Below are 14,469 nucleotides of genomic sequence, written 5' to 3' on the forward strand. Positions count from 1 at the left end.
AATGGCAATGTGGAACCGTGTTTTTTATGTGCAGTATTTTCCTAAAGACCGGTTTTTGAGTCAGGCGCTTTTTTGTCGTTCTATGCTTTTTCCATAAAGCAGGCAGTTGACAGTGCCGGAGTAAATTGGTATGATTAAAACTGATATTTACACACAATAAAACAATGCCAGTTACAGGTGGAAAGGATGACTTATGGAACTTTTAGTACCTCTTGACAGCCAGTCTCCCAGTCCTCTTTATGAGCAGATCTACCAGCATATAAAAGAGGAGGTACAGGAGGGAGGGCTGGCAGCCGGAAGCAGGCTGCCTTCTACCCGAGTGTTGGCTCAGAATCTAAAGGTGAGCCGCAGCACGACGCAGATGGCTTACGACCAGCTTCAGTCGGAAGGCTATATTGAGGCCCTTCCCTGTAAGGGCTACTATGTGTGCGAGACTGCGGCGCTGATAAAGCTGCGCCGGGTGCTTCCGGAGACTGCGGCAAAGGAGCGGCAGGAAGTGGACAGGGACTATAAAGTGGATTTTTCACCCAGAGGCATTGACCTGGAACGTTTTCCCTTTAATACCTGGAGGAAGCTGAGCCGAAATACTCTGGTAAATGACAATAAGGAAATGTTTGCAGGAGGTCATCCCCAGGGAGAGGAGGGGCTGCGGCGGGCCATTGGAGATTATCTTCATTCTGCCAGAGGAGTGAACTGTAGCCCGGAGCAGATTATCATCGGAGCAGGAAGCGAGTATTTGCTGATGCTCTTGTCTCAGATTCTAGGAAATGATACGAAGCTTGCCATGGAAAATCCTACCTACAAGCAGGCTTATCTGGTACTGAGGGGGGGAGGACACCAAATTCTCCCTGTGGAAATGGATGGATACGGCATGGATGTGAAGCAGCTTTCAGGTATCCAGGCAGATGTGGCTTATGTAATGCCTTCCCATCAGTATCCTACAGGGATTGTGATGCCGGTGAAGCGGCGTCAGGAGCTTTTGTCCTGGGCCTACAGGCAGCCCCGCCGGTATCTGATTGAAGATGATTACGATAGTGAATTCCGCTATAAAGGCAAGCCCATTCCAGCCCTTCAGGGTATGGATCAGGGTGGACGAGTGATTTACATGGGAACCTTTTCTAAGTCCATTGCGCCGGCCATCCGTGTGGGGTTTATGGTGCTCCCGGAGCAGCTTTTGGGAATTTACAGGGAAAAGGCCGGGTTTTACGCCTCCACTGTATCCAGAATCGATCAGAATATTCTTTGCCAGTTTATAAACCAGGGCTTTTATGAACGTCATCTGAACCGGATGAGAGGTATTTATAAGAGCAAGCATGACGTGCTTCTGACTGGGCTTAGGGCTTTGGAGGATCGATTTGATATAAGAGGGGAGTATGCCGGGCTTCATGTGCTCCTGACTCACAAAAAGGGGGCCAAGGAGGTGCTTTTGGTGGAGCAGGCGGCAAGGGCCGGGGTGAAAGTGTATGGTATATCTGATGCATTTATCCATCCCAGCCAACATATATTTCCCTCCACTGTGATGCTGGGCTATGCCAATCTGAATGAAAAAGGTATTGAACAGGGAGCCAGGCTCTTAAATGAAGCCTGGCGGTAAATGCTAAAAGAAGCTACTGCGGGCCTGACAATGGAAATAAAACAAGGAAGGAGAGAAGGGGCATGAAGGATAAAAGGATCGATTGGACAGCAGCGGCAGTCTTTGCTCTGGTACTGGCGCTTAGCAGCTGGTGGGGAGCGCATGAGCGGGCGGCTACAGCAAAAGAAAAAGCCGCGGATCTTCAGGCAAAGGCTCAGGCTGAGGAAAGGGATTTGATACAGCAGAGTAAACTGCCTGTTTTAAATGAGAAGGAGGCGGCTGTATTAAGGGAGCTATTCTCTGCTTTGGAGAATAGAAAGCTAAAGGAGGCTGCCATAGTAATGAACAGGGAGGAGGAACTTTTTGTGGAACTGTTCTACGAAAAAATGGATGGCCGGCGCTACCTCTTTGACGGCCAGAACTTGAAGGAGGAGATCGACGGAGAGGGGATGGTGCTTACTAAGGCCGGAACTGTATTCTATGGCTCCTTTCAGGGAGGAAGGCCTCATGGACTGTGCCTGGCCCTCCAGGTGGTGGATCTGGAGGCTCCCAGGTATGATTATGCCGATGGCCTGTGGCAGAATGGAGTGATGGAGGGAGAAGGAAGCACAGGATATTGCTATTACCAGGGAGGTCCTATGGAGGAGGCCAGGGCTGTGTGCAGGAAAGGACAGTTTTCCGGGAATCTTATGGAGGGGCAGATTACTTACAGAACCACAAATGATAAAAAGGAAGCTACTGTTTGGAATATAACCGTCAAGGATGGGGGGGTGGTTTTGGATGATCGTTGGACGTATTTGGAGGATCGGAGGGGGTATCAGCTTATGGCTACAGATAATGACAGCCATGCCTATGTATTAGGGGAAGATCAGGCATGGCAGCCCATGTGGGCAAATATATTGCAGTGGGAAGAATAAAACGGATGTGTAAGGCCTAGCTTTAAAGTAGATGAATGATGGATCACCGGACTTTTTTGAGCTTGAGGAGACAGAAATATAGAAAAGGGCTGTTGCGAAATAGCACTTTTTGGAAATGCTGCATAAAAAACACGGTTTCAGCAGCTAAAATAGATGCCTGGAACCGTATTTTTTATTTGGGAAGTTGACTTTTATTTAATTTGCTATTGCATTTTTAGTTTGTAACAGTTCTGTCAATCATAGTTTAGTTATCCCGGATATTCAGAGAAAAGCCTTTGCCTGCTCCAGTTTCTCAGGCTTTTTGTAGACGTATGGCGCATTAGATTTCTGGCTCTGATACTTTGGCAGCCCTGAGGATTCTGATTTCGCCAGCAGAAAGGCTGCGTTTCTATTCTAAGGTATCTTCTTCGATAACGGCTGTTAAGGCTTCGGAATCCGCCTTTTTAGGCGTATGTCCGGTCGTTTCCGAGGGGTTATCCGGCTCATGTTCATCGTAGTCCTCTTGGAACCGGGAATCATGGGACGTGTTGATGGGGCTGTAATCATAGAGCTCATCCTCGTCCACATAATCGTCGTCCAGAAAGCCCTCGTCCTCGAAGATATCCTCATCTTTTTCCTCGTCTCTGGCCCGGCCTTCCATGAAGTCTGCTTTTTTCGCTTTCATACTATGGAGGGCCATGTGGGCGGTATCCACAGCAGCGGATACTGCTTCATGAGCCGTATCGGTCAGGATGCTGCCGGCATCCTTTAAAACATGCTTCGTGGCGTGAGCAATGTCCTTGGCAGCTACTTTAAATTCATCCTTGCTGGAAGACAGGGCAATATAATTGCGGTTTGAGGAACGGGGATCGATGGTGTGATCCTGGGGAGTCTCGGAATCGTCCTCTCCATCTTCAAACTCCCGGAAATCCTTTTCAAGCTCGTTATGATATGTCTTGTACTGAAGTACATAAGAAATGCCGGCGGCCACGGCGCCTGTTACAGCAGCAAATACTGCCAATCTGCCCCAATGCTTCTTAGCCATGTTAAAAACCCCTTTCCTTTACAGTTCTTCAGGCACAATACCTGTTACCAACAGTATGCCTTATTGCTACTATTGTAATACGAATGGTAAAAAAAAGAAACAGCAAATTGTAAAAAAATTATAAAATTAAAATAAGCTAGCACTCAACTATTGACAGTGCTAATAACTGGTGATATAACATAGTATGTGAGCAAACGAAAGAACCAGTAAAAAATTCAAGAAAGAAAAAACAGAACAGGTTGTAAGGAGGAATTAATATGAAGTTAGCACCATTATTTGACAAGGTAGTATTGAAGCAGTTAGTAGCAGAGGAAACTACAAAGTCTGGTATCGTTCTTCCAGGCGCGGCAAAGGAAAAGCCTCAGCAGGCAGAGGTTATTGCCGTAGGCCCCGGCGGCGTGGTGGACGGCAAGGAAATCATCATGCAGGTGAAAGAAGGCGACAACGTTATCTACTCCAAGTACTCTGGCACAGAGGTGGAGATTGAAGACGAGAAGTATGTGATTGTTAAGCAGAGTGATATTTTAGCAGTTGTAAAATAAAGTTGTAATTAAAAAAATTATAGAATATAAACTTGGAGGTTGATTATCATGGCAAAGCAGATTAAATATGGCGTGGATGCCCGCAAGGCATTGGAAGCAGGTGTAAACCAGTTGGCGGATACTGTACGTGTAACATTAGGACCTAAGGGTCGCAACGTAGTTCTGGATAAATCCTTTGGAGCGCCTTTAATTACCAATGATGGCGTTACCATCGCAAAGGAGATCGAGCTTCAGGATCCATATGAGAACATGGGAGCTCAGTTAATTAAGGAGGTTGCCTCAAAAACCAACGATGTAGCCGGCGACGGTACCACAACCGCAACCGTTTTAGCACAGGCTATGGTAAATGAAGGAATGAAAAACCTGGCTGCTGGGGCTAACCCAATCGTTTTGAGAAAGGGTATGAAGAAGGCTACAGATATTGCTGTGGACGCAATTAAAGCTATGTCAAAGCCTATTAACGGTAAATCCCAGATTGCAAGAGTAGCCGCAATTTCTGCTTCCGATGACGAAGTTGGAACAATGGTAGCAGACGCTATGGAGAAGGTTTCCAAGGACGGCGTTATCACGATAGAGGAATCCAAGACTATGCTTACCGAGCTTGATTTGGTAGAAGGTATGCAGTTTGACAGAGGCTATCTGTCCGCTTATATGTGTACAGATATGGATAAAATGGAGGCTAATCTGGATGATCCGTATGTGCTCATCACAGATAAGAAGATTTCCAATATTCAGGATCTCCTTCCTCTCTTAGAGCAGGTTGTCAAGATGGGCGCCAGACTGCTCATTATTGCTGAGGACGTAGAGGGAGAGGCTCTTACCACTTTGATTGTAAACAAGCTGAGAGGAACCTTCAATGTAGTAGCTGTCAAGGCTCCGGGCTACGGCGACAGAAGAAAAGAAATGCTTCAGGATATTGCTATTCTTACAGGCGGAACCGTCATCTCCGAGGAGGTTGGACTTGATCTGAAGGATGCGACACTTGAGCAGTTAGGACGCGCCAAATCTGTAAAGGTTCAGAAGGAAAATACCATTATTGTTGATGGTATGGGAGATAAGGATACCATTGCGGCAAGAGTTGCTCAGATCCGCAAGCAGATCGAGGAAACTACATCTGACTTCGACAGAGAGAAATTGCAGGAGCGTCTGGCTAAGCTGGCAGGCGGAGTAGCCGTTATCCGTGTAGGCGCTGCTACTGAGACTGAGATGAAAGAGGCAAAGCTTCGCATGGAGGATGCCTTGAATGCTACCAGAGCAGCTGTTGAGGAAGGTATCATTGCAGGGGGTGGTTCCGCCTATGTACACGCTGCCAGCAAGGTACAGTCAGTTGTTGACAGCCTGGAAGGTGATGAAAAGACTGGAGCTAAGATTATCTTGAAGGCATTGGAGGCTCCTCTGTTCCATATCGTTGCAAATGCAGGTCTGGAGGGTTCTGTAATTGTTAACAAGGTAAAGGAATCCAGCGTTGGAGTTGGCTATGATGCCTATAAGGAAGAATATGTAGACATGATTGAGGCGGGAATCCTCGACCCAGTTAAAGTTACCAGAAGCGCTTTGCAAAACGCAACCAGCGTTGCGTCCACCCTTCTGACAACTGAGTCTGTAGTTGCCAGCATTAAGGAGCCTGCTCCGGCTATGCCTGCAACACCTGATATGGGCGGTATGTACTAATTCCCCCCAATATAACTGTATGTAAGAATGATAGAAAAGGGCGGTTTCCCGGCAGGGGCCGCCCTTTTTCAGATAGACTGTGGATATTCCCGGGGATAGAACGAATGTCCCTGTGATAATTTGCAAAAGCAGCATTAGGAAATGGGAGATATAAGAACTGCAAAAGGATAGCTGTAAAAAGGTACTTCATATTATCAAACGCGCTGCACAGGTAAAGGCAAAGCAGATGATAATTCCGCAGATAGTAGGAACTAAAAAGGATATAACCGTCCACTTTAAACTGCCTGACTCTTTCCTGATGGTTAGAAGCGTGGTTGTACAGGGCCAGTGCATCAGGGAAAAGAGCATGGTGCTGACAGCGGTTATCCAGGTCCACCCGTTGTTTATAAGCAGTTCCTTTAGCTGGGGAAGGCTTTCAAGCTCTACAAGGCTTCCCTGTGCCATATAAGCCATAATAACGATAGGGATTACAATCTCATTGGCAGGGAGGCCGAGGATGAAGGCCATAAGAATAACGCCGTCCATGCCCAGAAGCTTTCCCAATGGATTTAAAAAGCTAGAGCAATGGGCAAGCAGCGTAATCCCTTCCACTTGGATATTTGCCATAGACCAGATTAGAAGTCCGGCAGGAGCGGCTACCACAACGGCTCTTCCCAGCACAAACAGAGTGCGGTCAAAGATGGAACGTAGGATTACCTTTCCGATCTGGGGACGGCGGTAGGGAGGAAGCTCCAGCGTAAAGGAGGAGGGCATGCCCTTTAATACAGTCAGAGACAAAAGTCTCGATACCAAGAAAGTCATACACACTCCAAGGACAATAAAAGCAGTCAATAGGAGAGATGACATGATGGAATGAAGGGGGCCTTTGGCCGCTCCTACAAAGAACATGGAAATGATGGCAATTAGAGTGGGAAAACGTCCATTACATGGTACAAAATTATTGGTTATCATTGCAATCAGCTGTTCTCTGGGTGAGTCAATGATGCGGCAGCCTACGATGCCGGCCGCATTGCATCCAAATCCCATACACATAGTTAAGGCCTGCTTACCGCAGGCGTGGCAGCATTTAAAGGGTTTATCCAGATTGTAAGCAATTCGGGGCAGGTAGCCGGAGTCCTCCAACAGGGTAAACAAGGGGAAGAAAATAGCCATTGGCGGCAGCATAACGGATACCACCCAGGCCAAAACCCGGTAGACGCCCAGAACCACCATGCCGTGCAGCCACGGAGGCGCTCCTGCTGCTGTGAATGCAGCTGTCAGTATATCCTGGAACTGAAACAGAAGTTGGGAGAGGATCTGGGAGGGATAGTTGGCTCCTGTAATGGTAATCCAGAACACCAGGGCCAGCATGCCAACCATCACCGGATATCCGGTAAAACGGCTGGTCAGGAACCGATCCAGCTTTCTGTCTCCTTCATTGTACCCGGCTTTGGAGAAATGTACCGTATCCCTGCACAGCGTTTCGGCAGAAGAGACTAATGCGGCAACTACCTGATCCTTAAGCTGCTCTTCTGGCAGCCCCTGCTCCTCCAGATAGGCTTTGGCATCATCTAGTGAGCGGGCTACATCAGGAGCTTCCAGGATGTCCTCACCCAGGTATTCTACCAGTTCTTTTATGAGAGAGGGATCTCCTTCCAAAAGCTTTAAGGTAAGCCATCTAGAGCTGATACGATCCTCCACCTTATGAGCGATGGCAGGCTCTGCCATAGCGATGGCAGACTCGATGAGAGGGGGATATTTTACCTGATAGGAGACGGAAGGGACAGGGGTGTCTGTGAGCGTATCTAACTCATCTAGGAAATGGGTCAGGCTTTTCCTGCTCCGGGCAACTGTTCCTACAACAGGAACCCCCAGCCTTTCCGACAACTGCTTTAGATTGATGGTAATGTTCTTCCGGCCGGCCTCGTCCAGAAGGTTTATACATACCAGAACGCGGCTGGAGATTTCCATAGTTTGAAGAACCAGATTTAAATTTCGCTCCAGGCAGGTGGCGTCGCAGACTACCACCACTCCGTCGCTTTTACCGAAGCAGATAAAGTTGCGGGCAACCTCCTCTTCCGCAGAGTGGGCCATCAGGGAGTAGGTGCCTGGAATATCTACCAGCACGTAACTATGCTGTTTCGTTTTACAATATCCCTGAGCGTTGGTCACGGTTTTTCCAGGCCAGTTTCCTGTGTGCTGATTCATGCCTGTCAGGTTGTTGAACAGGGTGCTTTTTCCTACATTGGGATTTCCTGCGATAGCAATCACTTTATCCTGAGGTGTTAATTTTTTTATTTCCAGCCCGGAATCGACAGCGCCCATTCCTACTGATTGTTTTGTCAGGCCCATATACTGCTCCTTTTTCAGATGATTTTCCTGCATTGCTTCCTTCCGAGGGATTATTCATATACCAGGATGCCCTGGCAATCCTCGGAACGTATGGCGATAACGGCTCCCCGGATCAGATAAGCCTTGGGATCTCCCATAGGGCTTTTTCCAAGGCATACCACCTCCGTGTTTTCTACCAGACCAATGTCCAGCAGGCGGCGGCGCATGCTGCCGTTGGAGGTGAGCTTTTTTATCCGGGCTTTCTGCCCCGGTTCTATATCGCATAGACAGCGGATTTCATTCATAAAGCCTGCTCCTTACTGCAATTCCTGTTACAGGAATCTTTTGTTCTTATTGATATTGTATTGCGACAGCCGGTGAAAGGTGCCAGGCAGGCCTGTATAAATTAATGATGTAGAAAAATAAAGGGAATTGTGTTATAGTTATAAAGGTATAGATTGGTATAATTAAGGATGATGGGAACAGGAGAAAAGCAATGGGTGAAAGTAATTATGTAGAATGGCTTGTTAAGCGGAAGGAACCGGCCTATGGTTTTTTTGTTAAGATAGGCATGCTTTGTTTAAGCATGCTATCAGTTGTGGCGGCATTTACCGGTTTTTTAGGAATGTTTGGGATTATAATTGTGATTCTGGTATTTGGAGCTACTTATTATTTGTTTTTGAATCTGAATGTGGAGTACGAGTACCTCTTTGCAGACGGAGGATTGTCTGTGGATCGCATTTTGGGGAAGGCCAGAAGGAAAAAGGTGCTGGAATGTGAAAGGGAGGAGGTAATGGTGGTAGCTCCTGCTGATTCCTATAGCCTTAAGGATTATGAAAAAGCTGGCATGAAGGTAGTAAATTGCTCCTCCTGCCGGCCGGGAAGCAGGCCATACGCCCTTATTTTTCAAAAAGGTCCGGATACTACTAAGGTAATATTGGAGCCCAACGAGAAGATGCTTGGGGCTATGAAACGGAGCCTTCCCCGGAAGGTTTTGAGCCAGTAAAGAAAGTACCCTCACTATTAGGAGAGCTGATAAACGCCATAAGTAAATACAATGAATATTTCCGTTTAAATTGATTTGACAAGCAAGTTAAAATTTGCTAGTATAAGATACTAATAAGAATCAGAAAGTCTGATTCCTGTCTTATATATTCGTATTTTATAGTATATGTTTATCGAACCAATCACAGGCAGACACGCAGAAAGAGAGGAAATATTGATGGGTACAATTATCGGCGAAGGAATTACCTTTGATGATGTGCTTTTGGTGCCAGCTTATTCGGAAGTGATTCCGAATCAGGTGGATCTTACCACGAACCTTACCAAGAAAATTAAGCTTAATATTCCGCTGATGAGCGCAGGTATGGATACGGTTACTGAGCATCGCATGGCTATCGCTATGGCAAGGCAGGGGGGGATTGGCATTATCCATAAGAATATGTCCATTGAAGCCCAGGCAGAGGAGGTGGACAGGGTAAAGCGCTCTGAGAACGGTGTGATTACAGACCCCTTTTTCCTTTCACCGGAGCACACCCTTAAGGATGCGAATGAGCTGATGTCAAAGTTCCGTATCTCCGGTGTACCTATTACAGAAGGTAAGAGGCTGGTTGGCATCATCACAAACCGCGATTTGAAGTTTGAGGAGGATTTTGACAGGCCAATTAAAGAGTGTATGACCACCAGGAATCTGGTTACTGCCAAGGAGGGGGTTACCCTTAAGGAGGCGAAGGCGATTCTGGCAAAGGCCAGGGTTGAGAAGCTGCCTATAGTAGATAACGATTTTAACCTGAAAGGACTCATTACCATCAAGGATATTGAGAAGCAGATTAAGTACCCGCTGTCCGCAAAGGACGGACAGGGAAGACTGCTCTGCGGCGCGGCCGTGGGTATCACAGCCAATGTGCTGGAGCGTGTGGCGGCTCTGGTAAAGGCCAAGGTGGATGTGATTGTCCTGGATTCCGCCCATGGTCATTCTGAGAATGTGATCCGCTGCGTAAGAATGATTAAGGAAGCATTTCCGGAGGTGCAGGTGGTAGCGGGAAATGTAGCTACTGCCGAAGCTACCAGGGCTTTGATTGAGGCTGGCGCTGATTCGGTCAAGGTTGGTATCGGACCTGGTTCCATCTGCACTACCCGTGTGGTTGCTGGTATCGGTGTTCCCCAGATATCCGCAGTTATGGACTGCTATAAGGTGGCAAAGGAGTATGGAGTGCCGATTATAGCGGATGGCGGCATTAAGTATTCCGGTGATGTGACCAAGGCTATCGCGGCAGGCGGAAGCGTGTGTATGATGGGAAGCATTTTTGCGGGATGCGACGAGAGCCCAGGTACATTTGAGCTGTACCAGGGACGGAAGTATAAGGTCTACCGCGGCATGGGTTCCATCTCAGCTATGGAGAACGGAAGCAAGGATCGCTATTTCCAGACGGATGCGAAGAAGCTGGTTCCGGAAGGCGTAGAGGGCCGGGTAGCTTACAAGGGCATGGTGGAGGATACCGTATTTCAGTTCCTGGGGGGACTCCGTTCCGGTATGGGATACTGCGGAGCTAAGGATATACCCACTCTTCAGGAAACCGGGCGGTTTGTAAAGATTTCGGCTGCATCTTTGAAGGAGAGCCATCCCCATGATATTCATATTACAAAGGAGGCCCCCAACTATTCAATTGAAGAATAAGAGCAAATGATTTATAATAGTACCCGCAGAACGATAGGTTTAGCGGGTATTTTTAGATGATTACGGCAAGGACAAATAGGTTTTAAAAAGCGTTTGCCAGGTTGTGCAGATAGGTTTAGGACAGACGCTGTAAATCCAAAGGAGGGACAGCGGTATGGGAGAAAGGAAGCGGGAAATATGGAAAAGAAGCATTGTATGACTACCCTCTGCTACATAGAGAAGGAGGGAGCTTATCTGATGCTCCATCGGATCAGCAAGGAGATGGATGTGAATAAGGACAAATGGATCGGAATAGGAGGGCATTTTGAGGAAAATGAAAGCCCTGAGGATTGTCTTCTACGGGAGGTAAAGGAGGAGACGGGGCTTACACTGACCTCCTGGAGGTTCCGGGGATTGATTACCTTTATGTGCCAGGGCTGGAATACAGAGTATATGTGTCTGTATACTGCGGACCAATATGAAGGAGAGCTGATTCCCTGCAATGAGGGCGTGCTGGAATGGGTGAAGAAGGAGGATGTGCTGAAATTGAATCTCTGGGAGGGGGACAAGATTTTTTTCCGGCTGATGAATGAGGAGGTTCCTTTTTTCTCATTGAAGCTGTCCTATCAGGGCGACAGACTGTTAGAGGCGGTTCTGGAGGGAAGGACTATGGAGCTTTTGGATATCCGAGATGAAACGGGGGAAATTACCGGAAGGGTGAGAGAACGGGGGATGGTTCATATGGATGGAGATACCCATGGAACAGCTCACATCTGGATTGTACGGGAGAGGGAAGATGGAACCTATGATCTTCTCCTTCAAAAACGGGCATCCTGTAAGGATGCGTATCCGGGCTGCTATGATATATCCGCAGCAGGACATGTCCAGGCAGGAGAGGATTTTCTGCCTACAGCCTTAAGAGAGCTGGAGGAGGAGCTTGGAATCATTGCTTCAGAGAAGGAGCTGGAGTATGTAGGAGTACACAAAGGCTATATGGAAGAAGCATTTAACGGCAGAATGTTTAAGAACAGTGAGTACAGCAGGGTTTATGTATACCGTAAGCCGGTGGATATTCAGAAGCTTTTACTACAGACGGAGGAGGTGGAGGCTGTCAGATGGATGGGGCTTGAGGACTGCATGGATGCAGTAGAGGAGGGGACTCTGCCTAACTGTCTGTATGTAGATGAGCTGGAGCTGGTGAAAGGCTATTTGCAAGAAAAGGGAAGGGGGATTTAGGAGAAAAGAAAGAGAGAATTTATAAAAATTGTAAGATGTTTGCTGAGGGGTTATGTGTTATACTTATACTGCTTATGCAGCCGGTTGAATTGTGCTGCAGCTTATGAGGATATATATATGAGAACATAAGAATAAGGGCAGGAGAAATTATAGTATGAGATTGAGAATATGGAAATCATTTCTTTGTATATGTACCAGCAGCGTTCTTGCGTTAAATACCATTGCTTATGGTCAACCAATCACGATTACTCCCCTGGATGAGAGCAAAGTAGCATCCTTTCAGCCGGGAAGCTCTAATTTTACTGAAGCAGAGCGCTCCCAAGGCCCCGGAAGCTCTAAAAATACAGTCCCCGGTTCAAAGGTTTCACAGACGCCTTCTGGAGACGGGATGTACCAGAAGGATCAGGGAAGTACAGTCAGTCGATATACCAATACAGCTGAAAGAGGTGTATCTGTCAATCTGGACGCAGGTGTATCTGTTCAAAAGCCTGTTGTTATGTCGGAGGGGGCTGTTCTCATGGAGGCTTCCACAGGGACTGTCCTTTTTTCAAAAAACGGGGACAAGCAGTTTTACCCTGCCAGCATTACTAAGCTGATGACAGCCCTTCTGGTGGCAGAACGTTTAAATCTGGATTCCAGCGTGACCTTTTCCGCTGAGGCTACTACGAACCTGGAGGCAGGAGCAGTCTCTATTAATATGACAGCGGGAGATGAGCTGACTGTGCGCCAATGCCTTTATGCGCTGCTGCTGAAATCTGCCAATGAGGTAGGAAACGCTTTGGCAGAGGCTGTGGCAGGAAGCAACCAGGCCTTTGCCCAGCTGATGAATGAGAAGGCGGCCTCTTTGGGATGCACCAATACCCATTTCACAAATCCTCACGGCCTTAACGATGCCAACCATTATACAACCCCACGGGATATGGCGTTAATTGCCAGGGCGGCTTTTAATAATGATATTGTAAGAACCATAGCCTCCACCCAGAGCTACACCTTACCTAAAACCATCAAAAATCCATCTGGACTTACGGTAACTATGAGCCACAAAATGCTCAATCCTAAGGATTCCAGGTATTACGAGGGAGCCATAGGCGGTAAAACCGGATATACCTCCAAGGCAGGAAATACATTGGTGACTGTGGCGGAGAGGGACGGAGTGAGGTTGATAGCAGTGGTGATGAAGAGCAAATCCACCCACTACACAGACACAAAAGCGCTGTTGGATTATGGATATGAGCTGGTAAGGGCAGGAGCGATCAAGGCAGAAGGCTCCCTTGGTTCCGCTTCCTTAGGTGCTTTAGGCAATATAGGGCCAGGAGCAGCTGCCCATCAGGGCTGGGTACAGGACAGCTATGGATGGTATTACATAAAGGAAAACGGAGAGAAAGCAGCGAATGAGTGGCAGACCATAGACGGCATCAGTTACTGGTTTGACTCCAATGCCTACATGGCGAAAGGCTGGCGTCAAATAGACGGAATATGGTATTTTCTGCGCTCCAATGGAGCCATGGCAAGAAACCAGTGGGAGCAGGTGGAGCAGACTGGAAAATGGTTTTACCTGGGAGCGGACGGAGCCATGCTTGTGAATACAACTACGCCTGACGGTTATAGAGTGGATGAGAACGGGGTATGCCAGTAAATTATAAATAAGCCTTGCGGCAAGCCCCTTGGCTTTGAGGTTTGGGCAGCTCTTTGCTGTACATTTGCTTATGGCAGATGCTGCCTGGACAGAGGGAGTTGATCTTCTAAGTAGCTCAGGGCTTCTTCTGGAGAAGGAAGCTGCCCGTCAGTGCTGATAGAATTCCATTTTTCCCGCACTGCAGGGTCCGGATTATCCATTCCGGCCTTCAGCGCCAGCTCGATTTCGCGGCGTACTTCAGATACGGTGACACCGTTTTGAGCTGCAATTTTTTTAAGAATTCTGTCAGCTTTGCTTTTTTTCATGGTTCTTTGCCTCCCTGAATATTTTTAGAGTTCTTTATGTCCGGTAAAACTACCTGATTGATGTACTTTGGTATCTGGATCGGTTTATCATCAAAAAGCCACGGAAAATAGACACAAAAGCTGATTGCAAGACATTCCTCATTTTTTTGAGTATCCATGGTATAATTCAATTCGCATCCAAATGAGGTTTTTTCTGACTGGCAAAGATCCGGATCATTTAATATTCGTTCACTTTCCACACTAATTGTGCCAATTACAGGATATTCGCCGTAATACATAATTCGCTGCGCAAAAGGGTCTATTTCAATCACGGATATATTCTGGACTTTTTTCGGATCAATCCCTAAGGGCTTAAAATACTCTTCAAAAAGAGCGTGCTGCCTCAGGAGGTTTTTTCTAAAATTAAGAAGCCCCGCTTCCTCACTTTCTTTTGCCACATAGGAGCTGTATAAATCTCTTGTTGCTATGTCATCGATCACTGCCTCTATTCCGGCGATGGTATGCGTTTTCAACGCGATTTCTCCCTCCATTATATAACTGTATAAACGCCTATTTTGAAGTTACAAATACTTACTTTGATTATAAAATAAACAGCGTTC

The 14,469-nt window shown here is 47.2% G+C and carries 13 protein-coding genes; 8 read left to right on the plus strand and 5 right to left on the minus strand.

Annotated features, from left to right (window positions below; translation table 11 throughout):
- Positions 1 to 193: 193 nt before the first annotated feature.
- Both pdxR and FYJ39_RS07540 read left to right on the plus strand, forming a co-directional pair.
- Positions 194 to 1,594, plus strand: a complete 1,401-nt coding sequence (pdxR, locus tag FYJ39_RS07535) for a MocR-like pyridoxine biosynthesis transcription factor PdxR (protein WP_154471842.1) — start codon at positions 194 to 196, stop codon at positions 1,592 to 1,594.
- Between the two features lie 62 nt (positions 1,595 to 1,656).
- Entirely contained in the window at positions 1,657 to 2,490 is an 834-nt protein-coding gene (locus tag FYJ39_RS07540) for an MORN repeat-containing protein (protein ID WP_154471843.1), read from the plus strand.
- A gap of 388 nt (positions 2,491 to 2,878) precedes the next feature.
- Here the strand turns inward: FYJ39_RS07540 and FYJ39_RS07545 are convergent, their stop codons facing one another.
- Positions 2,879 to 3,514 carry a hypothetical protein gene (locus FYJ39_RS07545; protein ID WP_154471844.1) on the minus strand — a complete coding sequence of 212 codons (636 nt, stop codon included), beginning with the start codon at positions 3,512 to 3,514 and terminating at the stop codon, positions 2,879 to 2,881.
- A gap of 257 nt (positions 3,515 to 3,771) precedes the next feature.
- On the opposite strand from FYJ39_RS07545, the gene FYJ39_RS07550 reads away from it, so the two are divergent.
- Positions 3,772 to 4,056, plus strand: coding sequence for a co-chaperone GroES (locus tag FYJ39_RS07550; RefSeq protein ID WP_154471845.1), 285 nt, complete (start codon positions 3,772 to 3,774; stop codon positions 4,054 to 4,056).
- A 48-nt stretch (positions 4,057 to 4,104) separates the two neighbouring features.
- Positions 4,105 to 5,727 carry a chaperonin GroEL gene (gene groL, locus FYJ39_RS07555; RefSeq protein ID WP_154471846.1) on the plus strand — a complete coding sequence of 541 codons (1,623 nt, stop codon included), beginning with the start codon at positions 4,105 to 4,107 and terminating at the stop codon, positions 5,725 to 5,727.
- A 186-nt stretch (positions 5,728 to 5,913) separates the two neighbouring features.
- Here groL and feoB read toward each other — a convergent pair whose 3' ends face one another.
- Positions 5,914 to 8,058, minus strand: a complete 2,145-nt coding sequence (gene feoB, locus FYJ39_RS07560; RefSeq protein WP_154471902.1) for a ferrous iron transport protein B — start codon at positions 8,056 to 8,058, stop codon at positions 5,914 to 5,916.
- Between the two features lie 50 nt (positions 8,059 to 8,108).
- A complete protein-coding gene (locus FYJ39_RS07565; RefSeq protein ID WP_154471847.1) occupies positions 8,109 to 8,342 on the minus strand; it encodes a FeoA family protein in 234 nt (77 codons plus the stop codon).
- 191 nt (positions 8,343 to 8,533) lie between these two features.
- On the opposite strand from FYJ39_RS07565, the gene FYJ39_RS07570 reads away from it, so the two are divergent.
- From FYJ39_RS07570 to FYJ39_RS07585, 4 genes are all read left to right on the plus strand, one after another.
- A complete protein-coding gene (locus tag FYJ39_RS07570) occupies positions 8,534 to 9,043 on the plus strand; it encodes a DUF6106 family protein (protein ID WP_154471848.1) in 510 nt (169 codons plus the stop codon).
- Between the two features lie 216 nt (positions 9,044 to 9,259).
- Entirely contained in the window at positions 9,260 to 10,714 is a 1,455-nt protein-coding gene (gene guaB / locus FYJ39_RS07575) for an IMP dehydrogenase (protein ID WP_154471849.1), read from the plus strand.
- A 177-nt stretch (positions 10,715 to 10,891) separates the two neighbouring features.
- Complete coding sequence (locus FYJ39_RS07580) at positions 10,892 to 11,929, plus strand: NUDIX domain-containing protein (protein ID WP_195840395.1); 1,038 nt, start codon at positions 10,892 to 10,894, stop codon at positions 11,927 to 11,929.
- Positions 11,930 to 12,083: 154 nt separating this feature from the next.
- Positions 12,084 to 13,565 (plus strand): serine hydrolase, encoded by a 1,482-nt coding sequence (locus FYJ39_RS07585; protein WP_154471850.1) that lies wholly within the window; start codon positions 12,084 to 12,086, stop codon positions 13,563 to 13,565.
- 68 nt (positions 13,566 to 13,633) lie between these two features.
- On the opposite strand, the gene FYJ39_RS07590 is transcribed toward FYJ39_RS07585, so the two are convergent.
- Both FYJ39_RS07590 and FYJ39_RS07595 read right to left on the minus strand, forming a co-directional pair.
- A complete protein-coding gene (locus tag FYJ39_RS07590) occupies positions 13,634 to 13,870 on the minus strand; it encodes a hypothetical protein (RefSeq protein ID WP_154471851.1) in 237 nt (78 codons plus the stop codon).
- Positions 13,867 to 14,382, minus strand: a complete 516-nt coding sequence (locus FYJ39_RS07595) for a hypothetical protein (RefSeq protein WP_154471852.1) — start codon at positions 14,380 to 14,382, stop codon at positions 13,867 to 13,869. The genes FYJ39_RS07590 and FYJ39_RS07595 overlap by 4 nt, the downstream gene beginning before the upstream one ends.
- Between the last annotated feature and the right edge of the window lie 87 nt (positions 14,383 to 14,469).

The organism is Clostridium porci, from assembly GCF_009696375.1.
Taxonomy (GTDB): domain Bacteria; phylum Bacillota; class Clostridia; order Lachnospirales; family Lachnospiraceae; genus Enterocloster; species Enterocloster porci.

Coding starts and splice junctions, on each gene's coding strand:
- feoB (WP_154471902.1), bottom strand. CDS start 8,058: ATGGGCCTGACAAAACAATCAGTAGGAATGGGCGCTGTCGATTCCGGG.
- FYJ39_RS07545 (WP_154471844.1), bottom strand. CDS start 3,514: ATGGCTAAGAAGCATTGGGGCAGATTGGCAGTATTTGCTGCTGTAACA.
- guaB (WP_154471849.1), top strand. CDS start 9,260: ATGGGTACAATTATCGGCGAAGGAATTACCTTTGATGATGTGCTTTTG.
- FYJ39_RS07580 (WP_195840395.1), top strand. CDS start 10,892: ATGGAAAAGAAGCATTGTATGACTACCCTCTGCTACATAGAGAAGGAG.
- FYJ39_RS07540 (WP_154471843.1), top strand. CDS start 1,657: ATGAAGGATAAAAGGATCGATTGGACAGCAGCGGCAGTCTTTGCTCTG.
- FYJ39_RS07565 (WP_154471847.1), bottom strand. CDS start 8,342: ATGAATGAAATCCGCTGTCTATGCGATATAGAACCGGGGCAGAAAGCC.
- groL (WP_154471846.1), top strand. CDS start 4,105: ATGGCAAAGCAGATTAAATATGGCGTGGATGCCCGCAAGGCATTGGAA.
- FYJ39_RS07570 (WP_154471848.1), top strand. CDS start 8,534: ATGGGTGAAAGTAATTATGTAGAATGGCTTGTTAAGCGGAAGGAACCG.
- FYJ39_RS07550 (WP_154471845.1), top strand. CDS start 3,772: ATGAAGTTAGCACCATTATTTGACAAGGTAGTATTGAAGCAGTTAGTA.
- FYJ39_RS07585 (WP_154471850.1), top strand. CDS start 12,084: ATGAGATTGAGAATATGGAAATCATTTCTTTGTATATGTACCAGCAGC.
- FYJ39_RS07590 (WP_154471851.1), bottom strand. CDS start 13,870: ATGAAAAAAAGCAAAGCTGACAGAATTCTTAAAAAAATTGCAGCTCAA.
- pdxR (WP_154471842.1), top strand. CDS start 194: ATGGAACTTTTAGTACCTCTTGACAGCCAGTCTCCCAGTCCTCTTTAT.